The organism is Caulobacter henricii, from assembly GCF_001414055.1.
GTDB lineage: Bacteria > Pseudomonadota > Alphaproteobacteria > Caulobacterales > Caulobacteraceae > Caulobacter > Caulobacter henricii.
The window spans coordinates 2,533,865-2,553,720 of record NZ_CP013002.1 but is presented as its reverse complement, the minus strand read 5'-3'; the positions used below and the strand labels follow the sequence as shown (position 1 = coordinate 2,553,720).

The 19,856-nt window shown below is 64.7% G+C and carries 19 protein-coding genes; 13 read left to right on the top strand and 6 right to left on the bottom strand.

Annotation, left to right across the window (positions count from 1 at the left end; genetic code table 11):
• Window positions 1-23 precede the first annotated feature (23 nt).
• The 3 genes from metH (at window position 24) to AQ619_RS11995 (ending at window position 6,609) form a co-directional block, all read left to right on the top strand.
• Window positions 24-2,708: a methionine synthase gene (gene metH, locus AQ619_RS12005; protein ID WP_062147773.1), complete on the top strand. Its 2,685-nt coding sequence runs from the start codon at window positions 24-26 to the stop codon at window positions 2,706-2,708.
• A 152-nt stretch (window positions 2,709-2,860) separates the two neighbouring features.
• Entirely contained in the window at window positions 2,861-5,062 is a 2,202-nt protein-coding gene (locus AQ619_RS12000) for a bifunctional diguanylate cyclase/phosphodiesterase (protein WP_062147770.1), read from the top strand.
• Window positions 5,063-5,157: 95 nt separating this feature from the next.
• Window positions 5,158-6,609 (top strand): GH1 family beta-glucosidase, encoded by a 1,452-nt coding sequence (locus AQ619_RS11995; protein ID WP_062147768.1) that lies wholly within the window; start codon window positions 5,158-5,160, stop codon window positions 6,607-6,609.
• Here the strand turns inward: AQ619_RS11995 and AQ619_RS11990 are convergent.
• The gene (locus AQ619_RS11990; RefSeq protein WP_062147764.1) at window positions 6,606-7,373 is read right to left on the bottom strand and encodes a hypothetical protein; all 768 of its coding nucleotides are present in this window, start codon (window positions 7,371-7,373) and stop codon (window positions 6,606-6,608) included. The genes AQ619_RS11995 and AQ619_RS11990 overlap by 4 nt on opposite strands.
• Before the next feature lie 286 nt (window positions 7,374-7,659).
• Here AQ619_RS11990 and AQ619_RS11985 point away from each other — a divergent pair, with 286 nt between their 5' ends.
• The 5 genes from AQ619_RS11985 to AQ619_RS11965 all read left to right on the top strand — a co-directional run bounded on the left by AQ619_RS11985 (window position 7,660) and on the right by AQ619_RS11965 (window position 11,668).
• Window positions 7,660-8,355 carry a J domain-containing protein gene (locus AQ619_RS11985; protein ID WP_062147761.1) on the top strand — a complete coding sequence of 232 codons (696 nt, stop codon included), beginning with the start codon at window positions 7,660-7,662 and terminating at the stop codon, window positions 8,353-8,355.
• A 158-nt stretch (window positions 8,356-8,513) separates the two neighbouring features.
• Window positions 8,514-8,807, top strand: coding sequence for a hypothetical protein (locus tag AQ619_RS11980; RefSeq protein WP_084745957.1), 294 nt, complete (start codon window positions 8,514-8,516; stop codon window positions 8,805-8,807).
• A gap of 94 nt (window positions 8,808-8,901) precedes the next feature.
• The gene (locus tag AQ619_RS11975) at window positions 8,902-9,192 is read left to right on the top strand and encodes a putative quinol monooxygenase (protein WP_062147755.1); all 291 of its coding nucleotides are present in this window, start codon (window positions 8,902-8,904) and stop codon (window positions 9,190-9,192) included.
• A gap of 5 nt (window positions 9,193-9,197) precedes the next feature.
• Window positions 9,198-10,409 (top strand): acyl-CoA dehydrogenase family protein, encoded by a 1,212-nt coding sequence (locus AQ619_RS11970; protein WP_062147752.1) that lies wholly within the window; start codon window positions 9,198-9,200, stop codon window positions 10,407-10,409.
• Window positions 10,410-10,576: 167 nt separating this feature from the next.
• Window positions 10,577-11,668 carry an NADH:flavin oxidoreductase gene (locus tag AQ619_RS11965; protein ID WP_062147749.1) on the top strand — a complete coding sequence of 364 codons (1,092 nt, stop codon included), beginning with the start codon at window positions 10,577-10,579 and terminating at the stop codon, window positions 11,666-11,668.
• 38 nt (window positions 11,669-11,706) lie between these two features.
• On the opposite strand, the gene AQ619_RS11960 is transcribed toward AQ619_RS11965, so the two are convergent.
• Together AQ619_RS11960 and AQ619_RS11955 are read right to left on the bottom strand one after the other, a co-directional pair.
• Window positions 11,707-12,618 carry an SMP-30/gluconolactonase/LRE family protein gene (locus tag AQ619_RS11960; protein WP_062147747.1) on the bottom strand — a complete coding sequence of 304 codons (912 nt, stop codon included), beginning with the start codon at window positions 12,616-12,618 and terminating at the stop codon, window positions 11,707-11,709.
• Window positions 12,619-12,721: 103 nt separating this feature from the next.
• Window positions 12,722-13,234, bottom strand: a complete 513-nt coding sequence (locus AQ619_RS11955; protein WP_062147745.1) for a dihydrofolate reductase — start codon at window positions 13,232-13,234, stop codon at window positions 12,722-12,724.
• A 95-nt stretch (window positions 13,235-13,329) separates the two neighbouring features.
• Between AQ619_RS11955 and AQ619_RS11950 the strand changes: the two genes are divergently transcribed.
• Window positions 13,330-14,352, top strand: a complete 1,023-nt coding sequence (locus tag AQ619_RS11950) for a zinc-binding dehydrogenase (protein ID WP_062147742.1) — start codon at window positions 13,330-13,332, stop codon at window positions 14,350-14,352.
• Window positions 14,353-14,463: 111 nt separating this feature from the next.
• Here AQ619_RS11950 and AQ619_RS11945 read toward each other — a convergent pair whose 3' ends face one another.
• The 3 genes from AQ619_RS11945 to AQ619_RS11935 all read right to left on the bottom strand — a co-directional run bounded on the left by AQ619_RS11945 (window position 14,464) and on the right by AQ619_RS11935 (window position 16,374).
• A complete protein-coding gene (locus AQ619_RS11945) occupies window positions 14,464-14,850 on the bottom strand; it encodes a PaaI family thioesterase (protein WP_236849465.1) in 387 nt (128 codons plus the stop codon).
• A 41-nt stretch (window positions 14,851-14,891) separates the two neighbouring features.
• On the bottom strand, window positions 14,892-15,746 hold the full coding sequence (locus AQ619_RS11940) for a thymidylate synthase (protein WP_062147735.1): 855 nt from the start codon (window positions 15,744-15,746) through the stop codon (window positions 14,892-14,894).
• Window positions 15,747-15,819: 73 nt separating this feature from the next.
• Window positions 15,820-16,374 carry a DUF924 family protein gene (locus AQ619_RS11935; protein WP_062147732.1) on the bottom strand — a complete coding sequence of 185 codons (555 nt, stop codon included), beginning with the start codon at window positions 16,372-16,374 and terminating at the stop codon, window positions 15,820-15,822.
• A gap of 103 nt (window positions 16,375-16,477) precedes the next feature.
• On the opposite strand from AQ619_RS11935, the gene AQ619_RS11930 reads away from it, so the two are divergent.
• The 4 genes from AQ619_RS11930 (at window position 16,478) to AQ619_RS11915 (ending at window position 19,801) form a co-directional block, all read left to right on the top strand.
• Window positions 16,478-17,602, top strand: a complete 1,125-nt coding sequence (locus tag AQ619_RS11930; RefSeq protein ID WP_062147729.1) for an RcnB family protein — start codon at window positions 16,478-16,480, stop codon at window positions 17,600-17,602.
• A 254-nt stretch (window positions 17,603-17,856) separates the two neighbouring features.
• Window positions 17,857-18,876, top strand: coding sequence for a ketol-acid reductoisomerase (gene ilvC, locus AQ619_RS11925; RefSeq protein WP_062147726.1), 1,020 nt, complete (start codon window positions 17,857-17,859; stop codon window positions 18,874-18,876).
• 105 nt (window positions 18,877-18,981) lie between these two features.
• The gene (locus tag AQ619_RS11920; protein WP_062147723.1) at window positions 18,982-19,341 is read left to right on the top strand and encodes an ArsR/SmtB family transcription factor; all 360 of its coding nucleotides are present in this window, start codon (window positions 18,982-18,984) and stop codon (window positions 19,339-19,341) included.
• A complete protein-coding gene (locus AQ619_RS11915; RefSeq protein ID WP_062147720.1) occupies window positions 19,325-19,801 on the top strand; it encodes an SRPBCC family protein in 477 nt (158 codons plus the stop codon). The genes AQ619_RS11920 and AQ619_RS11915 overlap by 17 nt, the downstream gene beginning before the upstream one ends.
• The last annotated feature ends 55 nt before the right edge of the window (window positions 19,802-19,856 follow it).

Sequence of the window (19,856 nt, the reverse complement as noted above, 5' to 3'; positions counted from 1 at the left end):
GTTGGAAAATGCAAGAAGCCGCCATGACCGCCTCAAGCCCCCGTTCCGTCTTCGTCAATATCGGTGAGCGCACCAACGTCACCGGCTCGGCCAGGTTCAAGAAGCTGGTCGTCGAGGGCAATTACGGCGAGGCGCTGTCGGTGGCGCGCCAGCAGGTCGAGGCCGGGGCCCAGGTCATCGACGTCAACATGGACGAGGGCTTGCTCGACTCCAGGCTGGCCATGGTCACCTTCCTGAACCTGATGGCGGCCGAGCCCGACATTGCCCGCGTACCCCTGATGATCGACAGCTCCAAGTGGGAGGTGATCGAGGCCGGGCTGAAGTGCGTCCAAGGCAAGGCCATCGTCAATTCGATTTCGATGAAGGAAGGCGAGGCCAAGTTCATCGAGCAGGCCAGGCTTTGCCTTCGCTATGGCGCGGCCGTGGTGGTCATGGCTTTCGACGAGGTGGGCCAGGCCGATACCGCCGCCCGCAAGATCGAGATCTGCGACCGGGCCTATCGCATCCTGGTCGATCAGGTTGGCTTCCCGCCGGAAGACATCATCTTCGATCCCAATATCTTCGCCGTGGCGACCGGGATCGAGGAGCACGACAACTACGCGGTCGACTTCATCGAGGCCACGCGCGAGATCAAGGCGCGCTGCCCTTGGGCGAGGATCAGCGGCGGGGTCTCGAACGTTTCGTTCAGCTTCCGCGGCAACGAGCCGGTCCGCCGGGCCATCCACTCGGTGTTCCTCTACCACGCCATCGCGGCAGGCATGGACATGGGCATCGTCAATGCTGGCGACCTGCCGGTCTATGACACCCTGGATCCCGAACTGCGCGAGGCCGTTGAGGACGTGATCCTCAACCGTCCGCAGCGCACCAATGTCTCCAACACCGAGCGCCTCGTCGATCTGGCCCCTCGCTACAAGGGCGACAAGAGCCAGGTTCAGACGGCCAATCTGGAATGGCGCAAGGGCACGGTAAACGAGCGCATCACCCACGCCCTCGTCAACGGCATCACCGAGTTCATCAACGAAGACACCGAAGAGGCACGCCTGTCGGTCGAGCGGCCGCTGCACGTCATCGAAGGCCATCTGATGGACGGCATGAACGTGGTCGGCGACCTGTTCGGCTCTGGCAAGATGTTCCTGCCCCAGGTGGTCAAGTCGGCCCGTGTCATGAAGCAGGCCGTGGCCTGGCTCGAACCCTTCATGGAGGCCGAGAAGGCCGGCAAGCCGCGCGAGCAGGCCGGCCGCATCCTGATGGCCACGGTCAAGGGCGACGTTCACGACATCGGCAAGAACATCGTCGGCGTGGTCCTGCAGTGTAACAATTACGAGGTCATCGACCTGGGCGTCATGGTCCCGGCCGACCGCATCCTCGACGAGGCCCGCAAGCACAAGGTCGACATGATCGGCCTGTCAGGCCTGATCACCCCGTCGCTCGACGAAATGGTGTTCGTGGCGGCCGAGATGGAGCGTCAGGGCTTTGACATCCCGCTGCTGATCGGCGGGGCCACCACCAGCCGCACCCATACGGCGGTCAAGATCGAGCCGGCCTATGACAAGGGCTCGACCACCTATGTGCTGGACGCCAGTCGGGCCGTGGGCGTGGTCTCTGGCCTGCTGTCTCCGACCGAGCGCGACCGTCTGCAGGCCGAGACGCGGGCCGAATATGTCCGCATCCGCGAGCAGTATGCCCGGGGCCAGACCGCCAAGGCACGGACCAGCCTCGCCGAAGCCCGCCAGAAGAAGTTCGCCATCGACTGGGACGGCTACGTCCCGCCCAAGCCAGCCTTCATCGGCACGCGCACCTTCGAGCCGAGCCTGGCCGAACTGGTCCCCTTCATCGACTGGTCGCCGTTCTTCGCCAGCTGGGAGCTGATCGGCCGCTTCCCGCAGATCCTCGAGGACGATGTGGTCGGCGAGGCCGCCACCGAGCTCTATCGCGAGGCCCGCGAGATGCTCGACAAGGTGGTCGCCGAGAAATGGTTCGGGGCCAAGGGCGTGATCGGCTTCTGGCCGGCCCAGACCCAGGGCGACGACATCATTCTCTATACGGATGAAACCCGTACGGCCGAGCTGTCGTGCCTGCACACCCTGCGTCAGCAGATGGACAAGGGAGCCGGCAAGACCAATGCCGCCCTAGCCGACTTCGTCGCGCCGATCGGGCAGGGGGCCGACTATGTCGGGGCCTTCGCCGTCACCGCCGGCCATGGCGAGGACGAGATCGTCAAGCGCTTCAAGGACGCGGGCGACGACTACAGCGCCATCATGGCCTCGGCCCTGGCCGACCGCCTAGCCGAAGCCTTCGCCGAGTGGCTGCATTACAAGGCTCGCGTCGAGCTGTGGGGCTATGCGCCGGATGAATCCGTTGATGCCGAGGTGATGATCGCCGAGAAGTACCAGGGCATCCGCCCGGCGCCCGGCTATCCGGCCCAGCCCGATCATACCGAAAAGGGCACGCTCTTTGCGCTGCTCGACGCCGAGGCGGCGACCGGCATGGTGCTCACCGAAAGCTACGCCATGAGCCCCGGTGCGGCCGTGTCAGGGCTCTATTTCAGCCACCCGAAGTCGCACTATTTCGGTGTCGGCAAGGTGGATCTGGACCAGGTCGAGGACTATGCCCGCCGCAAGGGCTGGGACCTGGCCAAGGCCGAGAAATGGCTGGCCCCGATCCTCAACTATGAGCCGGCGGCGAGGACGAAGGGCGAGGCGGCTTAGGCCGATCTTGACGTGCGCTGGAACGGCAGACGACCGGTGCACAATGGTGCTGCAGGTTGATGACCTGCGACAAAACTTCGCAAAAGCCGTCTTGGTAAGGACTTCGTCAACAGATCCCATGGCGTGATGCGGCCGTCAGTCGGGACTCTCTGATGAACCGCAACAACATCGAGCTGAAGATCTTCGGCCTGATCGTAGGCATGGCGGTGGCCATGGGCCTGGTTGCGGCCGGCCTGTTGTTCACCGCCACGCGCCAGGCGGACCTGCGTGAACGCCAGTATGAGCAGGGGCTGGTCGGCAACGGCCTGCGCCAGCGTGCCAAGGAAGTTCAGACCAGCCTGAATCCCTATGTCATCTGGGACGAGGCAATCCACAAGCTGGACAACCAGTTTGATCTGGCCTGGGCCAACCAGAACATCGGCAGCTCGATCGGCGGGGCGCTCGGCTATAGCGTCGTCTTCGTCCTCGATGCTGACAACCGGCCGATCTACGGCCACATCAACGGCACAGACGTCTCACCCCGGGCGTTCGACGCCTACGCTGCGCAGACGAAGACCCTGGTCGACCAGATCCGCGCCATTGAAACCGACCCGGCCAAGGTCGCCAAGATGCGCGCCGTCCACGTCAGCCGGGTTGAGCTGATCGGCAACGAGCCGGTGATGATCACCGTCTCGCTGGTCCGTCCGGACCTGAAGGGCAAGACCCGAGGGGCTCGGGCGCCGCTGGTCGTCTCGGGTATGCCCGTTGCCAACAGTGTCGTGCGGGCCTTTTCCGAGCGCTTTCTGCTGAAGAATACCCGGATCGAGATTGTTCCGGCATCGGAGATCAAGGGCGAGAACGCCCAGACTCTGCTGGGCCTGGCCCCTGATGGCCGTGGCATTGTGCTTCGCTGGGATCCGCGCCGGCCGGGTGCCGAGCTTTTGCAGCAGGCGACTCCCATCCTCGGACTGGCCGCCCTGGCCGCCGGGATTGGGGCCATGATGCTGTTCCGCGTCACCCGTCGCGCCGCCAAGAAGCTCTTGCTGAGCGAGGCCGAGGCCAAGCATCTGGCCCTGCATGATCCCCTGACGGGACTGGCCAATCGCACCCTGTTCACGGACCGGCTGGTCCATGCCCATGCCCTGTTGCGACGCAAGCCCGGCTATCTGGGCGTGTTGTGCCTCGACCTCGACCGCTTCAAGGAGGTCAATGACAGCTATGGCCATGATGCCGGCGACCAGGTGATCCGGGAGGTCGCCCGCCGCCTGAAAGCCATCTGCCGTGAGACCGACACCATCTGCCGTCTGGGCGGCGACGAATTTGCGATCATCCAGCCCGATACCACGCCGACGGGTTGCGCCACCCTGGCCCAGCGTGTGGTGGAGGGCCTGTCTGGGGAGCTGGATCTCGGCATCGGCCGGGCTGAACTGTCCTGTTCTGTGGGCGTTGCGGTGGTGTCCGATGCCGATCAGGGCCAGGCCGAGATGCTGCGCCAGGCAGACGTGGCGCTCTATCGTGCCAAGGAGGCCGGCCGGGGCCGCTACTGCTTCTTCGAGCCTGAAATGGACGCGGCACTGCGCCTTCGCAAAGGCCTGGAACGCGATCTGCGCACCGCCATTGAGCAGGATCGTCTGACCGTCGCCTATCAGCCCCTGACCGATGCACGCGGTGTCATTCTCGGCGTTGAGGCCCTGGCGCGGTGGAGCGATGCCGAGCGGGGCGACATCTCGCCCGCGCTCTTTATTCCGTTGGCCGAGTCGACAGGTCTGATCGCCGCAATCGGGCGATCGGTCTTCCGTCGCGCCTGCTACGACAGCCTGCGCTGGTCTGGGCTTGAGGTTTCGGTCAACGTCTCTGCCCTGCAGCTTTCGACACCAGGCTTTGTCGACGAGATCGAAGAGATCCTGGCCGAAACCGGAGCCCAGGCTTCGGGCTTCCTGCTGGAAATCACCGAGACCGCCCTGCTGAAAGACAGTGACGGTGTCCACGAGGCCTTGCGGCGCATCAAGCGCCTGGGCTTCCGCCTGGCCCTGGATGATTTCGGCACCGGCTATGCGAGCTTGGCCTATCTGCGTCGCCATCCGATCGACAAGCTCAAGATCGACCGCTCCTTCGTCTCCAATCTGTCGGCTGAAAGCGAGGCCGGGTCGGTGGCCGGTGCCATTATCAGCCTGGCCAAGTCACTGGGCCTGAAGACCACGGCTGAAGGGGTGGAAACCCAGGCGCAGTTCGACACCCTGGTGAAGCTGGGCTGCATCGAGTTCCAGGGCTTCCTGCTGGGCCGCCCGATGCCGGCGGAGGCCATTGCCGCCGCACGCGAAGCCCGGCTGGCTGCTGCAGGGCCCAGCAAGGTCGCTTCCCGCCAGCGTCGCTGAGCTGTCCCAAGGTAAGGCTGGCCAACGGCGCTCCTTCCACGGCATCCTCGTCCTGAACGGAGGCGTTTGACCTCCGACCTCGGGAGGGAACCAGCGTGGATCATCAGGGCATCAGCCGGCGAGGCCTCGGGGCCCTGGCATTGGGTGGAGCGGGTCTGGGGCTTTCAGGCTGTCAGGCCAGTCCGGATACCGAGCTTCATCCCCGGTCACGCCAGTTCCCGAAGGACTTCGTCTGGGGTGTGGCCTCCGCTGCCTTTCAGACGGAAGGCGGCCAAACGGCCGACGGTCGCGGACCCAGTGTCTGGGACGTTTTCGAAAAGAAGCCCGGCGTCGTGGTGGATGGCTCCGACGCCACCGTGGCCACCGACAGTTATCGCCGCTATGCCGACGACATTGACCTGATCGCCGGTGCAGGCCTCGGGGCCTACCGGTTTTCGATTTCCTGGTCGCGGGTGCTGCCGTCCGGCGGTGGCGCGATCAATCCTGCCGGCCTCGATCACTATTCCAGAATGGTCGATGCCATGCTGGCCAAGGGTGTCACGCCCTATGCCACGCTTTTCCACTGGGACCTGCCCCAGGCCCTGCAGGACCAGGGTGGCTGGAAGAACCGCGATACGGCCCTGCGGTTTGCCGACTATGCCAACGCCGTGGTCGACCGTCTGGGCGACCGGCTGAAACGCTATATCGCGCTCAATGAAGCGGCAGTTCACGCCGTCTTTGGCCATCTGCTGGGCGAGCATGCGCCCGGCTTGAAGGACAGCGCTCTGCTCGGCCCGACGGTCCACCACATGAATCTGGCCCAGGGCCTGGCCATCCAGGCCCTGCGCGCAAGCCACAACGACCTGTCGGTTGGCACCACCATGGCCCTGCAACCCTGCAGGCCGGCGGGTGGAGAGCTGGCCTTCTGGAACCGATTGGCCTCGGACGGTCTGGACGCCCTGTGGAACCGGGCCTGGCTCGATCCGCTGTTCAAGGGCACCTATCCCAAGCCCCTGCTGGACATGCTGCAAGCCGGCACGGTCAAGGATGGCGACATGGCGGCCATCCGTCAGAAGGTCGACTTCCTGGGCGTCAATTACTACGCCCCGGCCTATGTCCGGCTTGACCTGTCTTCACCCAGCAAGATCGCCCCGGCGGCACCGCCCAAGGGCGTTGAGCTGGATGCCTTTGGGCGCCACATCGACCCTTCCGGGCTGTTCCAGGTTCTTGAACTGGTGCGGCGAGAGTACGGCAATCCACCGGTGATGATCACCGAGAACGGCTGCTCGGATCCGTTCAGCAAGGGCCCGGCGGTGATCCAGGACACGTTCCGGATCAATTATCTGCGCCGCCATCTTGAAGCTGTGCTGGCGGCCCGCGAAGCCGGTTCGCCGATAGGCGGCTACTTCTGCTGGACCCTGCTCGACAATTTCGAGTGGAGCCTCGGCTACACCTCCAAGTTCGGCCTGGTCGCCCATGACCGCGCCACCGGAGTTCGAACGCCCAAGGCCTCCTATGCGTGGTTCAAGGCCCTGGCTGCGAGCGGCGCTTTGCCGGTCAAGCCCTAGTCGGGTTTGCAGACCAGCACGTCCTTGCCGTCGCGCCGGGCTGGGTCCAGTCGGCCCGGGCAGGGCTTGGGGTCGCTTGCGTCGATCACGAACTCAGTACGGGGGCGGCTGACCGGTGGCTTGGCCGTCGTCTTTGCGGCGACGGCCTTGGTCGGCGCCGGCTTGACGGGTGCCGGGGTCACCTCGGCGGGGGGCAAGGGCGTGGCTTCTGCCTCGGCCGCAACGGGAGCCGGTTCTGGAGGCTGGACTGCCGAAGGGGCCGGTTCAACCGGCTTTGCAGCGTTGTAGATCAGGGCCTTGCCGAGGATGGTCGAACGCTTCTCGAGGGACTTTGCGCGGGTTTCACAGTCGCCGGGTGGCGACCAGCTCATCCAGACCTGGGCCAGTCGCGCCTTGCTGGTCGAGTCCGCGCCACTCCATACAGACCGGCCCTTCTTGACGGCCGCACCGCCATATTCCGAGATCGGCCGAGGGCTGGCCTTTTCCGCAGCCGTGATCGCAGCGGTGAAGAGTTTCATGTCGGCGCGCGCCTGGGTGCGCATCTCGGGATAGGTCTTCAGGGCCGCCTCAATTCCGCCAGGACCTGGAAAGGCTTTTTCGATGCGGGTGACCTCGGGCATCACTTGATCATAAAGATCCACATAGCCGCCGAGTGCACCATAGCACCAGGCGACATAGCCATAGTCGTCGGCCGGCGCCGTGGAGGCGGAAGCGACGGGGGCCTGACCCATCATGGCCAGGGCGAGAAGGAGGGCGGTCGCCATTCGGGCGGAAGTCCTTTTGAGGTCTGTCGTGCTTTGACTAGAGCATTTCGGGGCGGAATGGGACCACAGCATGGCGATCCTGACATTCAGCCAGAGCTGAAGCTGGTCGATAACGGTCGCTGCGGCGAAAGGCTGCAGGATGAATTCGGGTTCATTCAGGCTTCCGCAGGGTAGGGGCGGCGGCAGAATATGGTAGTACAGCCCCTGTGGGCGAGATCTGTCTCGCTGTTCCTTGCGTATCTAACCGGTCTTCAAACCGCCATCCTGTTAGGCTCTCAACGTTTCCATGACCTTCTGGCGCAGTATTGCTACCCTTGCGGCGCGCCGGCTGGACCTGGCGGAGTGCCCGGATTGTCCGGCCGGGCTGCCGGGTGAGGATCCGGCCTTCTCGACAGCCGTAACGGCCCTGGGGGCCAAGCTGGCCAAGGCAGACGGTCGCGCCGACGGGCACGAGTTCGCTGCCTTCAGCGAAGTGTTCCAGCCTGATCCCGCCTCCGAGGGCAACATCCACCGGCTGTACGATCTGGCCCGTCAGACCACTCATGGCTTCGAGAGCTATGCCAAGCGACTCGCCAAGCGATATCGCACCTGTCCCCAGATCCTCGAGGATGTGGTGGACGGCCTGTTCTATATCGCCAAGGCCGACGGTGTGGTCACCCAGGAAGAGCTGGACTATCTGGAACGGGTTGCGGGTCTTTTCGGGCTTTCGCCCCTGAGCTTCCGCAGGTTGCGGGCCGTGCATCTGGGGGCGAAGGCCGATGATCCCTACATGATCCTGGATGTCGCCCACGATGCCGACGACGCCACGGTCCGTCTGGCCTGGAAATCGGCTCTGTCGTTTGCCCATCCTGATCGCGCCCGGGCTCGGGGATTGCCCAGTGAGTTCATCGAGGTGGCCGAAGCCAAGTCGGCCGCGATCAACGAAGCCTTCAGCACCGTGATGCGTGAACGCCGGGAACTGGGTCTGGCCGCGGCCGGGTGAGGGTGTGGTCCCCAAACTGCGGGTCAAGATGCAATGTCACGCCAGAAATTGTCTTTTCGGACGGATCACGCGGGTATTGAGTTGACGTTCGGCGTCCGTGCACCAACCTTAATGGCTGTACATGCTGTTTTCGGCCCCTGGCCCGGAAGGGACAATCAATGACTGGTTCGACAACCATGACCGGTGGCTCAGCCCTGCGCAGCCTGGCCTGGCTGGCGGGTGCCCTGGCGACGTCGGCGGCCGTCGTGATCGGGTCCGTCCTCGCGGTCGTCTTTGCGGCCACCGTGGTTGTCATCGGTTTCATGGGCAGCGCCCTGTTTGGCCTTGTGGCCCTGGCCCTGCGGGCCCGCCGCACGGTACGGGCCAAGACCCCGGATGATCCGTCCCTTCTCGAAGCGCGCAATGTCGGCGGCCATTCCTGGGTTGCCTATGGCTGGAACGAGCGGTCTTAACCCACACAATTGATCCCGGCCTTCCCCAACGTCGCCCTTGCGGCGCGGGTCGGTGTGGCAGATGCTGCTTTCAAACAAGCGTTGGGAGGCGAGCATGATCGGTGTAGTGGCGACCTTGAAGGTCCAGGTCGAAAAGACCTCTGAATTCGAAGCCGTGTTTTTGGATCTGGCAGCCAAGGTCAAGGCCAATGAGCCCGGGTGCCTGCTGTACCAGCTGACCAAGTCCAAGACCGAAGCCGGCGTCTACAAGGTGCTGGAGCTCTATGCGTCGATGGACGACCTGAAGGCGCATGGCGGTACCGACTATTTCAAGGCCGGTGGCGTGGCGATGGGGCCCTTCATGGCCGGTCGCCCCGAGATCGAATATCTGGACGCGGTGGAGTAGTCGCCATGGATCTCGCCTTTTCGCCAGAGGACCTCGCCTTCCAGCAGGAAGTCCGGGACTGGATCGCCGGCGCCTATGACGACGATCTGCGTCGCAAGATGAGCCAGTCGAAGAACGGCTATCTCGACAAGGCCGGCCAGGTGAAATGGCAGAAGAAGCTGGCCGAGCGCGGCTGGGCTGCGCCGGATTGGCCGGTCGAGTGGGGTGGCTGTGGCTTCACGGCCTCCCAGCGCTACATCTTCAACATGGAACTGAGCCTGGCGGGCACGCCCAACCCGTCCCCGATGGGTCTGAAGATGTGCGCCCCGGTGATCCTCGCTTTCGGCACCGAGGAACAGAAGAAGCAGCACCTGCCGCCGATCCTGTCGTCCGACATCTGGTGGTGCCAGGGCTATTCGGAACCCGGTTCAGGATCGGATCTGGCCAGCCTGCAGATGAAGGCCGAGCGTGACGGCGACGACTATGTGCTGAACGGCTCCAAGATCTGGACCACCCATGCCCAGTGGGCCGACTGGATGTTCTGCCTGGTGCGCACCTCGACCGAGGGCAAGCCACAGAACGGCATCTCGTTCCTGCTGCTGCGGATGGATACCCCCGGCATCCAGATCAAGCCCCTGGTCACCCTCGACGGCCCCGCCGAGAGCGAACAGGAGATTAATCAGGTCTTCTTCGACAATGTGCGCGTGCCCGTTTCCAATCGCATCGGCGAGGAGAACAAGGGCTGGACCTATGCCAAGTACCTGCTGGAGTTCGAGCGCGGCAATGCCTATGCGCCGGGCCTGATGAACATGCTCAAGAAGGTCAAGCGCATCGCCACCCAGGAAGTGGCCGATGACGGTGGCCGTCTGATCGACGATCCGGACTTCCGCTCCAAGATCGCCAATCTCGAGATCTCGGTCGAGGCCCTCAACGCGGCCGAGCTGCGGATCTTTTCCGGGCGTAGCGCCGGCAAGGCCGTTGGACCGGTGTCATCGATGTTGAAATGCGTGGGTTCAGAGGCCCAGCAGGCGATCACGGAACTGACGCTCGAAGCGGTCGGTACCTATGCTGCGCCCTTCGTGCGCGACACCTGGGCACCGACCAATGAAGGCCGGGCCGGGCCGGACTATGCTGCGCCGGCCGCGCCGAGCTATTTCAGCTACCGCAAGGCCTCGATCTATGCCGGCTCAAATGAGATCCAGCGCAACATCATGGCCAAGATGGTGCTGGGGCTCTAGGCCGTCTCGGCTGGACTGGACGCAGGGGGCGCCGCGAACCGCGCGGCTGCCCCCTGTTCATTTGCCATCCGTCACACCAGATACAGCTGCCGTTGCAGTTTTTCTGTGTGGCGAACGCACCAAACAAGTGTTTGGGTTGCAGTACATTTCCTCCTTCGGAGCGCCCCATGGCCCTCGACGCCCTTTTCAAGCCGTTCGAATTCAAGTCGCTGAAAATGCCCAACCGGGTGGTCATGGCCCCCATGACCCGGTCGTTCTCGCCGGGCGGAGTGCCCACCGACGACGTGGCCGCCTATTATCGCCGCCGCGCCGAGAACCAGGTTGGCCTGATTGTTACCGAAGGTACGGGCGTGGCCCGCGATGCCTCGCTGAATGACGCCAATGTCCCGCGCTTCCATGGCGAAAAGGAACTGGCAGCCTGGAAGAAGGTCGTGGACGAGGTCCATGCGGCCGGTGGCCTGATCGCCCCGCAGCTTTGGCATGTGGGTGCGGCCAAGGGTAAGGACGTTCTGGGCAAGATCGACAGCCCGTCGGGTCTGTCCAAGAAGGGCGGCAACCCGTTCACGGAGCCGATGACCGACGAGGAAGTGGCCGATACCATCGCCGCCTTCGCCGACGCTGCCCGCAATGCCAAGCTGCTGGGCTTTGACGCCATCGAGCTGCATGGTGCCCATGGCTATCTGATTGATCAATTCTTCTGGGACGGCACCAATGTCCGCTCGGACGCCTTTGGCGGTCCGACCATCGCCGAGCGCAGCAAGTTCGCGGCGGAGATCCTCAAGGCGGTCCGTGTCGCCGTAGGCCCCGACTATCCGGTGATCATCCGCCTGTCGCAGTGGAAGCAGCAGGACTATGCGGTCAAGAACGCCGAAACCCCGCAACTGCTGGAAGCCTGGTTGCAGCCTCTGGCCGATGCCGGTGCCGACATCTTCCACTGCTCGCAGCGCCGGTTCTGGGAGCCTGAATTCGAGGGCTCGGACCTCAACTTCGCCGGCTGGGCCAAGAAGCTGACGGGGGCCCCGACCATCACGGTCGGATCGGTCGGCCTGTCCGGCGAATTCATCGCGGCCTTCGGCGGCGAAGGCAGCCAGCCGGCCTCGATCGATGGCCTGCTGGAGCGCCTCGATCGCGGCGAGTTCGACCTGGTCGGTGTGGGTCGCGCCCTGCTGCAGGATCCCGAGTGGGTCGTAAAGATCCGCGAAGGTCGCAATGACGAACTGAAGAGCTTCGAACGTGAAGCCCTGGGCGTTCTTTACTAGGCCTTTGGTCCTCCCCCCTCGGGGGGAGGACGTGGGTTCTAGGCGTTGAAGTTCAGCTTCAGGCCCGGCCGGGGCCAGCGGGCCTTGTAGAGCTTGCCGGTCCCGGAGGCCGTGATCCAGGCGTCGCGCATGTCAGCCCCGCCAAAGCAGATATTGGTGACGATCACATCGGGGATCGCAAAGTGCTCGGTCGAGCCGTCGGGATCGAAGGCGGTGATCCCGCCATTGATGATGGTCGCCACACAGACCTTGCCGCCGGCCTCGACCGCCAGGCTGTCCAGGAGCTGATAGCCCGGCAGATTGCAGACCACATTGCCCGGCGCGAAGCCGGCCGGAGGGGCCAGGACGCCGGGTTCGGCGATGTCGAATGACCATAGCCGTCCCAGGGTCGTATCGGCCATATAGACGGTTTTCTCGTCGGGAGAGAGGCCCACCCCATTGGGCGAGACAAAGTGATCGCGGGCCCGCACGATCTTCGAGCCGTCAATGAGGGCATAGTACAGAGCGCCGAACTTGCGGCCTTCGGCCGTTGAGCAGCCATGGTCGGTGAACCAGAAGCCGCCCTGCTTGTCGAAGACCAGATCATTGGGACCGACCAGCGGCTTGCCATCGCACTCTGTGTAGAGCGTGGTGATCGCCCCCGTCGCCAGATCGATCCGCTGGATCAGGCCGCCTGTATGGCTGATGGGCGTGGGGCCGGGCACATTGAGGCCACCCATGTCGATGAACTGGAAGCTGGCCCCGTTATTGGTGACATAGATCGCCCCGTCCGGCCCGATGGCTGCGCCATTGGGACCGCCGCTGGTCTCCGCCACCGTCTCGCGCTTGCCGTCGGGCGTGATGCGGCTCAGCCTCTGGCCCTGGATCTCGGTGAGGATCACCGAGCCGTCGGCCATGGCGATCGGGCCCTCCGGAAACAGCAGGCCTTCGGCGACGAGTTCGATGTCCATCCAGTCTCTCCCTGAGCGCCTCTGACGGGCGTATGGGGAGACTATAAACGGGCGTTTGAATGGGGCGATAGCAGTTCTTTGGCCAGAGGGATCTGCCCCAAACCTAGCGGCGCTCCAGCACCCGGAACGTGAAGGCATGGTCGTCGCCTTCGCCAGCGGGGTAGTCCACGCGACGCACTTCTGACCAGGCGGCTTCGTCGATATCGGGGAAGATCACGTCACCTTCGACCTCCGCGGCCACCTCGGTGAGATAGAGTCTCTTGGCCTTGGGCAAAGCCATGTCGAACAGGGCCCTGCCGCCGATCACGCAGACCTCGTCGACACCGTCCTCCTGGGCCTGTTCACGGGCCATCTGTACGGCTTCCAGGAAACTTTCGCAGACCACGGCCTGCTGGGGCTCAAAGCTGCCGTCGCGGGACAGCACCACATTCATGCGGCCGGGCAGGGGCTTGCGGGGCAGGCTGTCCCAGGTCTTGCGACCCATGATGATCGGCTTGCCTAGGGTATTGGCCTTGAACAGGGCCAGGTCCGATTTCAGCCGCCAGGGCAGATCGCCGTCGCGACCGATGACGCCGTTGGCAGCGCGAGCCACCACAATGGAGAGGACAGGGATCATGCCCTCCTGCTTAGCCTCGCCCCTGGCTGGACGCCAGCCAAGAGACCTTGCTCGCCATCTGAACGGTGTTAATTTGAAGTCAGGGAGACTTCATCATGACGCGTTCGGCCTTCGAGATGCACATGGCGCGCACCGGTGGCGTCGAGGTTCTGCAGGGGCGCACGGTGGCCCTGCCTCCCCCCGGACCGGGCGAGGTCCAGGTGGTGATCGAGGCGGCCGGCGTGGCCTTTGCCGACATTGTCATGCGCACGGGCCTCTATCCCGGGGTCAAGGCACCGGTGACGCCGGGTTATGACCTGGTCGGCCGGATCGAGGCCCTCGGGGCCGGCGTTGAAGGCCTGGCCGTCGGACAGCGTGTCGCCGCCCTGACCGTGACCGGCTCCTATGCCGACCGCCGCAATGTCGAGGCCCGACACGTGGTCGCCGCGCCGGAGGGCGTCGCCGCCGAGCTGCTGGTGGCCGGCGTGCTCAACGGCCTTACAGCATGGCAGATGTTCCATCGTGTCGCTTCGGCCCAGGCGGGAGAGTGGGTACTGGTGCACGGCGCGGCCGGCGGCGTCGGCGGACTTCTGCTGGATCTGGCCCGTTTGACGGGGGTGAGGGCGATCGGCACGGCCTCTGCGGGCAAGCAGACAGTGGTCGAGGCCAAGGGCGGTATCTATGTCGACTACCGGCGCGAGCCGGTGGCTGAACGGGCGCGGGCCCTGTCGGATGGCGGCGTGGTCGCAGCCTTCGACCATGTCGGCGGGCCGCATCTCAAGACGGCGTCGATCGCTGCCCTCCGCGAAGGCGGCACCGCGGTGCTCTATGGCGGCTATGACGCCACCAAGGGTGGCCGGATGCGGCCTGCGGCAATGATCCGGATGCTGCTGGCAGACCGGCTGTCGGCCCTGAAGCTATTCTCGGCCAGTCAGGGCATGGTCGGTTACAATGTCACTTCGTGGCGGGATGCCAGGCCGGAGGTCTATCGCCAGGACCTGTCGGCGGTGATGGCCCTGATCGGTACCGGTCAACTCAAACCGCAGGTCGGCGCGACCTTTCCCCTGTCTGAGGCGGGCAAGGCCCAGGAGTTGCTGCAGTCCGCAGGCACTACCGGGAAGATCGTGCTGAAGCCCTAGAGCCCTTTCCGACCTGATGGCTTCATCAGGGCTTGGGTGAAAAGGGTTCTAAATCAGAAGTTTAGAGCGTTTTTCGATCCTATAACCGTTTCACACCTATCGGAAAACGTTCTAGGTCTGGCCGAAGGGAACGATGATCTGCTGGGCGCTGGCGCGGGCGACCAATTCGCCATCGGGACGGACAAGGTCGGCCTCGACATGGATGACCGAGCGCGTCTTCGCCACGACCCGCCCCTCCAGACGCAGGGGTTCGGCCTTGCCCACACGAATGAAGTCGATCTTCAGATGGCTTGTGCGGAACATGGCGTCCGCCGGGGCGGCGGTCATGGCCGCGAAGGCCAGAATCTGGTCCGCCAAGGCTGCCAGATAGCCGCCGAACATCGAGCCGTCGCTGTTGAGCAGTTCCGGCGACGGCTGCCAGGTCTTTCTGGCCCAGCCCGGACCCCAGTCGTCCAGACCGCCCAGCTTCAGGGTCTCGACCACAGGCGGCAGGGCCACTCCACCGGCCTTAACCTGGTCCAGGCGATCGGTAGCCCAGGTCAGACCGATACCTCGGCCTTGATGTGCGGGTGGGCCTCATAGCCCTCCAGCCTGAAGTCCTCGTATGCGAACCCGAACAGGTCGCGCTTGTCGGCGATGGTCAGGGTGGGGAAGGGGAAGGGCTCGCGGGTCAGCTGTTCGCGGGCCTGGTCCAGATGGTTCAGATAGAGGTGCGCGTCGCCGAAGGTATGGACGAATTCGCCGGGCTCCAGCCCGACCACCTTGGCGACCATCAGGGTCAGCAGGGCATAGGAGGCAATGTTGAACGGCACACCCAGGAAGACATCGGCGCTGCGCTGATAGAGCTGGCAGCTGAGCTTTCCGCCCCCCTTACCATCTGGGGCCACGAAGAACTGGAACAGGCAGTGGCAGGGCGGCAGGGCCATATCCTCGACATCGGCCGGGTTCCAGGCGCTGACGATATGCCGGCGGCTGTTGGGATTGGTCTTCAGGCCTTCGATCAGGTTGGCGATCTGGTCGATCGATTGCCCATTGGGTGTCGCCCACGAGCGCCACTGCTTGCCATAGACCGGACCCAGGTCGCCGTTTTCGTCAGCCCATTCGTCCCAGATCTTGCAACCGTTCTCCTGCAGCCAGCGCACATTGGTGTCGCCTTTGAGGAACCAGAGCAGTTCGACAAAGATCGAGCGCAGGTGCAGCTTCTTGGTGGTCAGGACCGGAAAGCCCTTGGACAGGTCAAAGCGGATCTGGCGGCCGAATACGCCGAGGGTGCCGGTGCCCGTGCGATCGCCGCGCTGGATCCCGTTGTCCAGAATGTCGGCGAGCAGGTCCAGATACTGCCGCTCGGGATGGTCAGCAGCGGCCTTGGGTGGGGCGAGGGCAGTAGTGTTCATGGCTTTTAGAGTGGCTGCGAATCGCGAGTTTGCCCAGTGCGGCGCAGGGTAGCGTCCACAGCGGACTGCCATTTCAGCCGGCAAATCCGCCCTCATCCAGGAACGTCTGTTCCTCCGGCGTCGTTTCGCGGCCCAGAACGGCGTTGCGATGGGGAAAGCGTCCGAACCTGGCGATGATGTCGCGATGCTCTATGGCCCACTTGATGGTGCCCTCATCGCCGCTGTCAGCCTGCAGGGCCGCGCACAGCTCGACGCAGAATTCCTGATCTTCCAGGGATTCGGAATGTTCGAACGGCAGGTAGAAGAAGGGGCGAAGCTTGGCCTCGACGGCCTGATCGTGCCCCTCGGCGAGGGCGTCGCGGGCGAACATTCGGGCCAGGGGGTCGGTGGCGAAGGCGTGGGCGGTGTTGCGGTAAAGATTGCGCGGAAACTGGTCCAGCAGGATCATCAGTGCCAGAGCGCCATCTGGAGTCTGATTCCAGTGATCATAGCGGCGCTGGGCGGCCCGATAGTGGGTTTGCTCGAACTTGAGGGCGATGATCGAATCGAAGGCCGGGTCCTTGGCGAACCACTTTCTGGGGCCGGCTGCGCTCCAGAAGCCGACAATATCCATGGGGTGTGCGGTCATCTGAAGTCCTGGCGTATCCGTTCAAATGCGGTTCATCCGCGGCAGCCGATGTTGCATCAAGGGACAAAGCCGGGGCCGCGCACAAGGCCCCTTGGAGCACGAAATGAAGCGTCTGATCTCGACCGCCATGGTCTTGTCGCTGCTGGGCGGCGCGGCAGCGGAAGCCGGATCCGGGGCGGCGATGGCCGCCCAGCGGGAGCAGCGGCAGGATGGCCCGCGTGGCGATCGCGGCGGTGACTCGGCGGGCCAGCCCGGCGGGCGGCCCGATGGCGAGCGTCCGAGTGGCTGGCAAGGCGGGGATCAGCCGCGCGGCGACCGCAGCGGCGGTGGGCGCGGCGACTGGGGCGGTGCCCGCCCCGACTGGAATGGGGGGGGGCGTCCCGCGCCCCAGGCACCGACCCCGCCGCCGGCCCCGCAAGCCCCGCCGGTCTTCCAGGCTCCCCAACCGTCCGGTCAGCCGGGCTGGGATCGTGGCGATCGTGGAGGCCGCCCCGATCAGGGCCGCCCCGATCAGGGACGCGGCGACCAGGGCCGCCCTGGTGGCGGCGACAATCGCGGCGGCCAGGACTGGAACCGCGGCGGCCCGCCCCGCCCGGATCAGGGGCGATCCGATCAGGGACGCGGCGACCAGGGCCGCCCTGGTGGCGGCGACAATCGTGGCGGCCAGGACTGGAACCGCGGCGGTCCGTCTCGCCCGGATCAGGGCCGCCCCGATCAAGGTCGCGGCGACCAGGGTCGGCCCGGTGGTGGCGACAATCGCGGCGGTCAGGACTGGAACCGTGGCCCTCAGGATCGCAACGGCGGCTGGGATCGTGGCCGTGACGACAGGGGGCGTGGCGATCGGGGTGGTCAGGATTGGGGCCGCGATGGCCGTGGTCGGGATGACCGGGGCGGCTATGACCGCAATCGGCCGGGCTATCAGTATCGCGATCGCGACAATGGCCGTTCCCACTACGACCAGCGCCGTTACAGGCCCAGCTTCCAGGGGTCGCAACGGTTCCGGGGCGGTCCCTATCGCGCACCGCGCGGCTGGTATGTCCGCAGTTGGTCCTATGGCGACTATCTGCCGGGCGGCTGGTACTCGAGCGCCTACTATCTCGACTGGTACCGTTACGGTCTGCCCCAGCCGCCGATCGGCTGCGAGTGGGTCCGGGTCGGCGAGAATGCCATCCTGGTCGATGTCTGGTCCGGCCAGGTGCTGAGCGTCTACTACAACCTGTTCTGGTAGGACCGGATCAATCGGACTTGGGAGGGACCCCTTGGCAGCAAGGGGTCCTTTTCCATGTCTGCTTGCGCCCGACTGATCGGCTTGGCGTGGCGCCAAAGCCCGCGCCGCGCTAAAAGCTTCGCCGGGCCGCGAGCAGGTGCCGTCCATGGTGCGCTGCACCTTGACGAAACGGCAAAAAAACGCTCAAACGCCCGGCCTTTGTCGCTCCGCTGTTGCGCGGTGTGGCCTGATTGACCAGTCCTTGGAGAAAAAACATGCGCGTCTATTATGATCGCGACGCCGACCTCGCCCGCATCTTGGACAAGAAGATCGCGATCGTAGGCTATGGTTCGCAAGGTCACGCGCACGCTCTCAACCTTCGGGACTCGGGTGCCAAGAACGTGGCCGTCGCCCTGCGCGCCGGTTCGGCCACCGCCAAGAAGGCCGAAGGCGAGGGCCTGAAGGTCATGACCGTGGCGGAAGCCGCCGCCTGGGCCGACCTGATCATGATCCTGGCTCCGGACGAGCATCAGGCCGCGATCTACAAGAACGACATCGCCCCCAACATCCGTGACGGTGCGGCCCTGCTGTTCGCCCACGGCCTGAACGTGCACTTCGGCCTGATCGAGCCCAAGGACACCATCGACGTCCTGATGGTCGCGCCCAAGGGCCCCGGCCATACCGTGCGCGGCGAGTATCAGAAGGGCGGCGGCGTGCCCTGCCTGATCGCGGTGCACCACAACGCCACCGGCAATGCCCACGACCTGGGCCTGGCCTATGCCAGCGCCATCGGCGGCGGCCGCTCGGGCATCATCGAAACCAATTTCCGCGAAGAGTGCGAGACCGACCTGTTCGGCGAACAGGCCGTCCTGTGCGGCGGTACGGTCGAGCTGGTTCGCGCGGGCTTCGAAGTGCTGGTGGAAGCCGGATACGCGCCTGAAATGGCCTATTTTGAGTGCCTGCACGAACTGAAGCTGATCGTCGACCTCATGTACGAAGGCGGCATCGCCAACATGAACTATTCGATCAGCAACACGGCCGAGTACGGCGAATATGTCACCGGCCCGCGGATCATCACGCCGGAAACCAAGGCCGAGATGAAGCGCGTGCTGGAAGACATCCAGTCGGGCAAGTTCGTTCGCGACTTCATGCTGGAAAACGCCGTTGGCCAGCCCAGCTTCAAGGCGACCCGTCGCCGCTCGGCCGAGCACCAGATCGAAGAGGTCGGTGGCCGCCTGCGCGACATGATGCCCTGGATCGCCAAGAACAAGCTGGTGGATGTCACCAAGAACTAAGGGTCCTTCTCCAAAGGATCGTTGTCAGAGCCCTCGGCCGCCCCCGGCCGGGGGCTTTTCATTTGGGGCTTGCGGTTGGCGTAGCCGTGATAAATACTGAACCAAATGGTTCAGTACAAACTCGCCCCGCTCGATGCCGCCTTTGCCGCGCTCTCGGACGCCACCCGTCGGGGCGTGCTGGAACAGCTTGGGCACGGCGAGTGCTCGATCACTGCCCTCGCCGTGCGGTTCAACATGACCCTCACGGGCATCAAGAAGCACATCAGCATTCTGGAGCAGGCCGGCCTGGTCGTAACCGAGAAGACCGGCCGCGTTCGGACGTGTCGGCTGGGGCCGGGCAGGCTGGAGGATGAGGCGGCGTGGATCGAGCGCTACCGGCAACGCTGGGCGCTGCGCTTCGACGCGCTGGACGACATCATCGATGAACTGAAGCAGGGGGAGGGCCAAAATGTCGGGAGTGAATGAGACCGTGGTGGAGCGGAAGTCTGACCGGGAACTGGTCGTGACCCGGCAGTTCAACGCCCCGCCGGAGATTGTGTTCGAGGCCTGGTCCAGGCCCGAAATCTTTCAGCGCTGGTGGGTCCCCAAGGCCTTGGGGGTGCCGCTTAGGGCCTGTGAAATGGATGTGCGCACCGGGGGCGGCTACCGCCTGGAGTTCGGGCTGGACGCTGCCAATGCCATGGCCTTTTTCGGCAAGTATACCGACGTGGTGCCGCCCTCGCGCATCGTCTGGACCAATGAGGAGAGCGGCGAGATCACGGTGACGACCGTCACCTTTAAGGACCTCGGTGGGAAGACGCTCCTCACGCTGAGTGAGCTCTATCCCAACAAGGAAGGCTGTGACGAAGCCCTCCAGGGGTCGGCCGCCGGCTTGCCCATCCAGTTTGAGCAGCTGGACGATCTGCTGGCTGACCGGGCCGGTTGACCCAAACGAAGTCCTCGGCGGAGGGCTTCGTTTCCGGCTTGCGCAGCGCAACAGG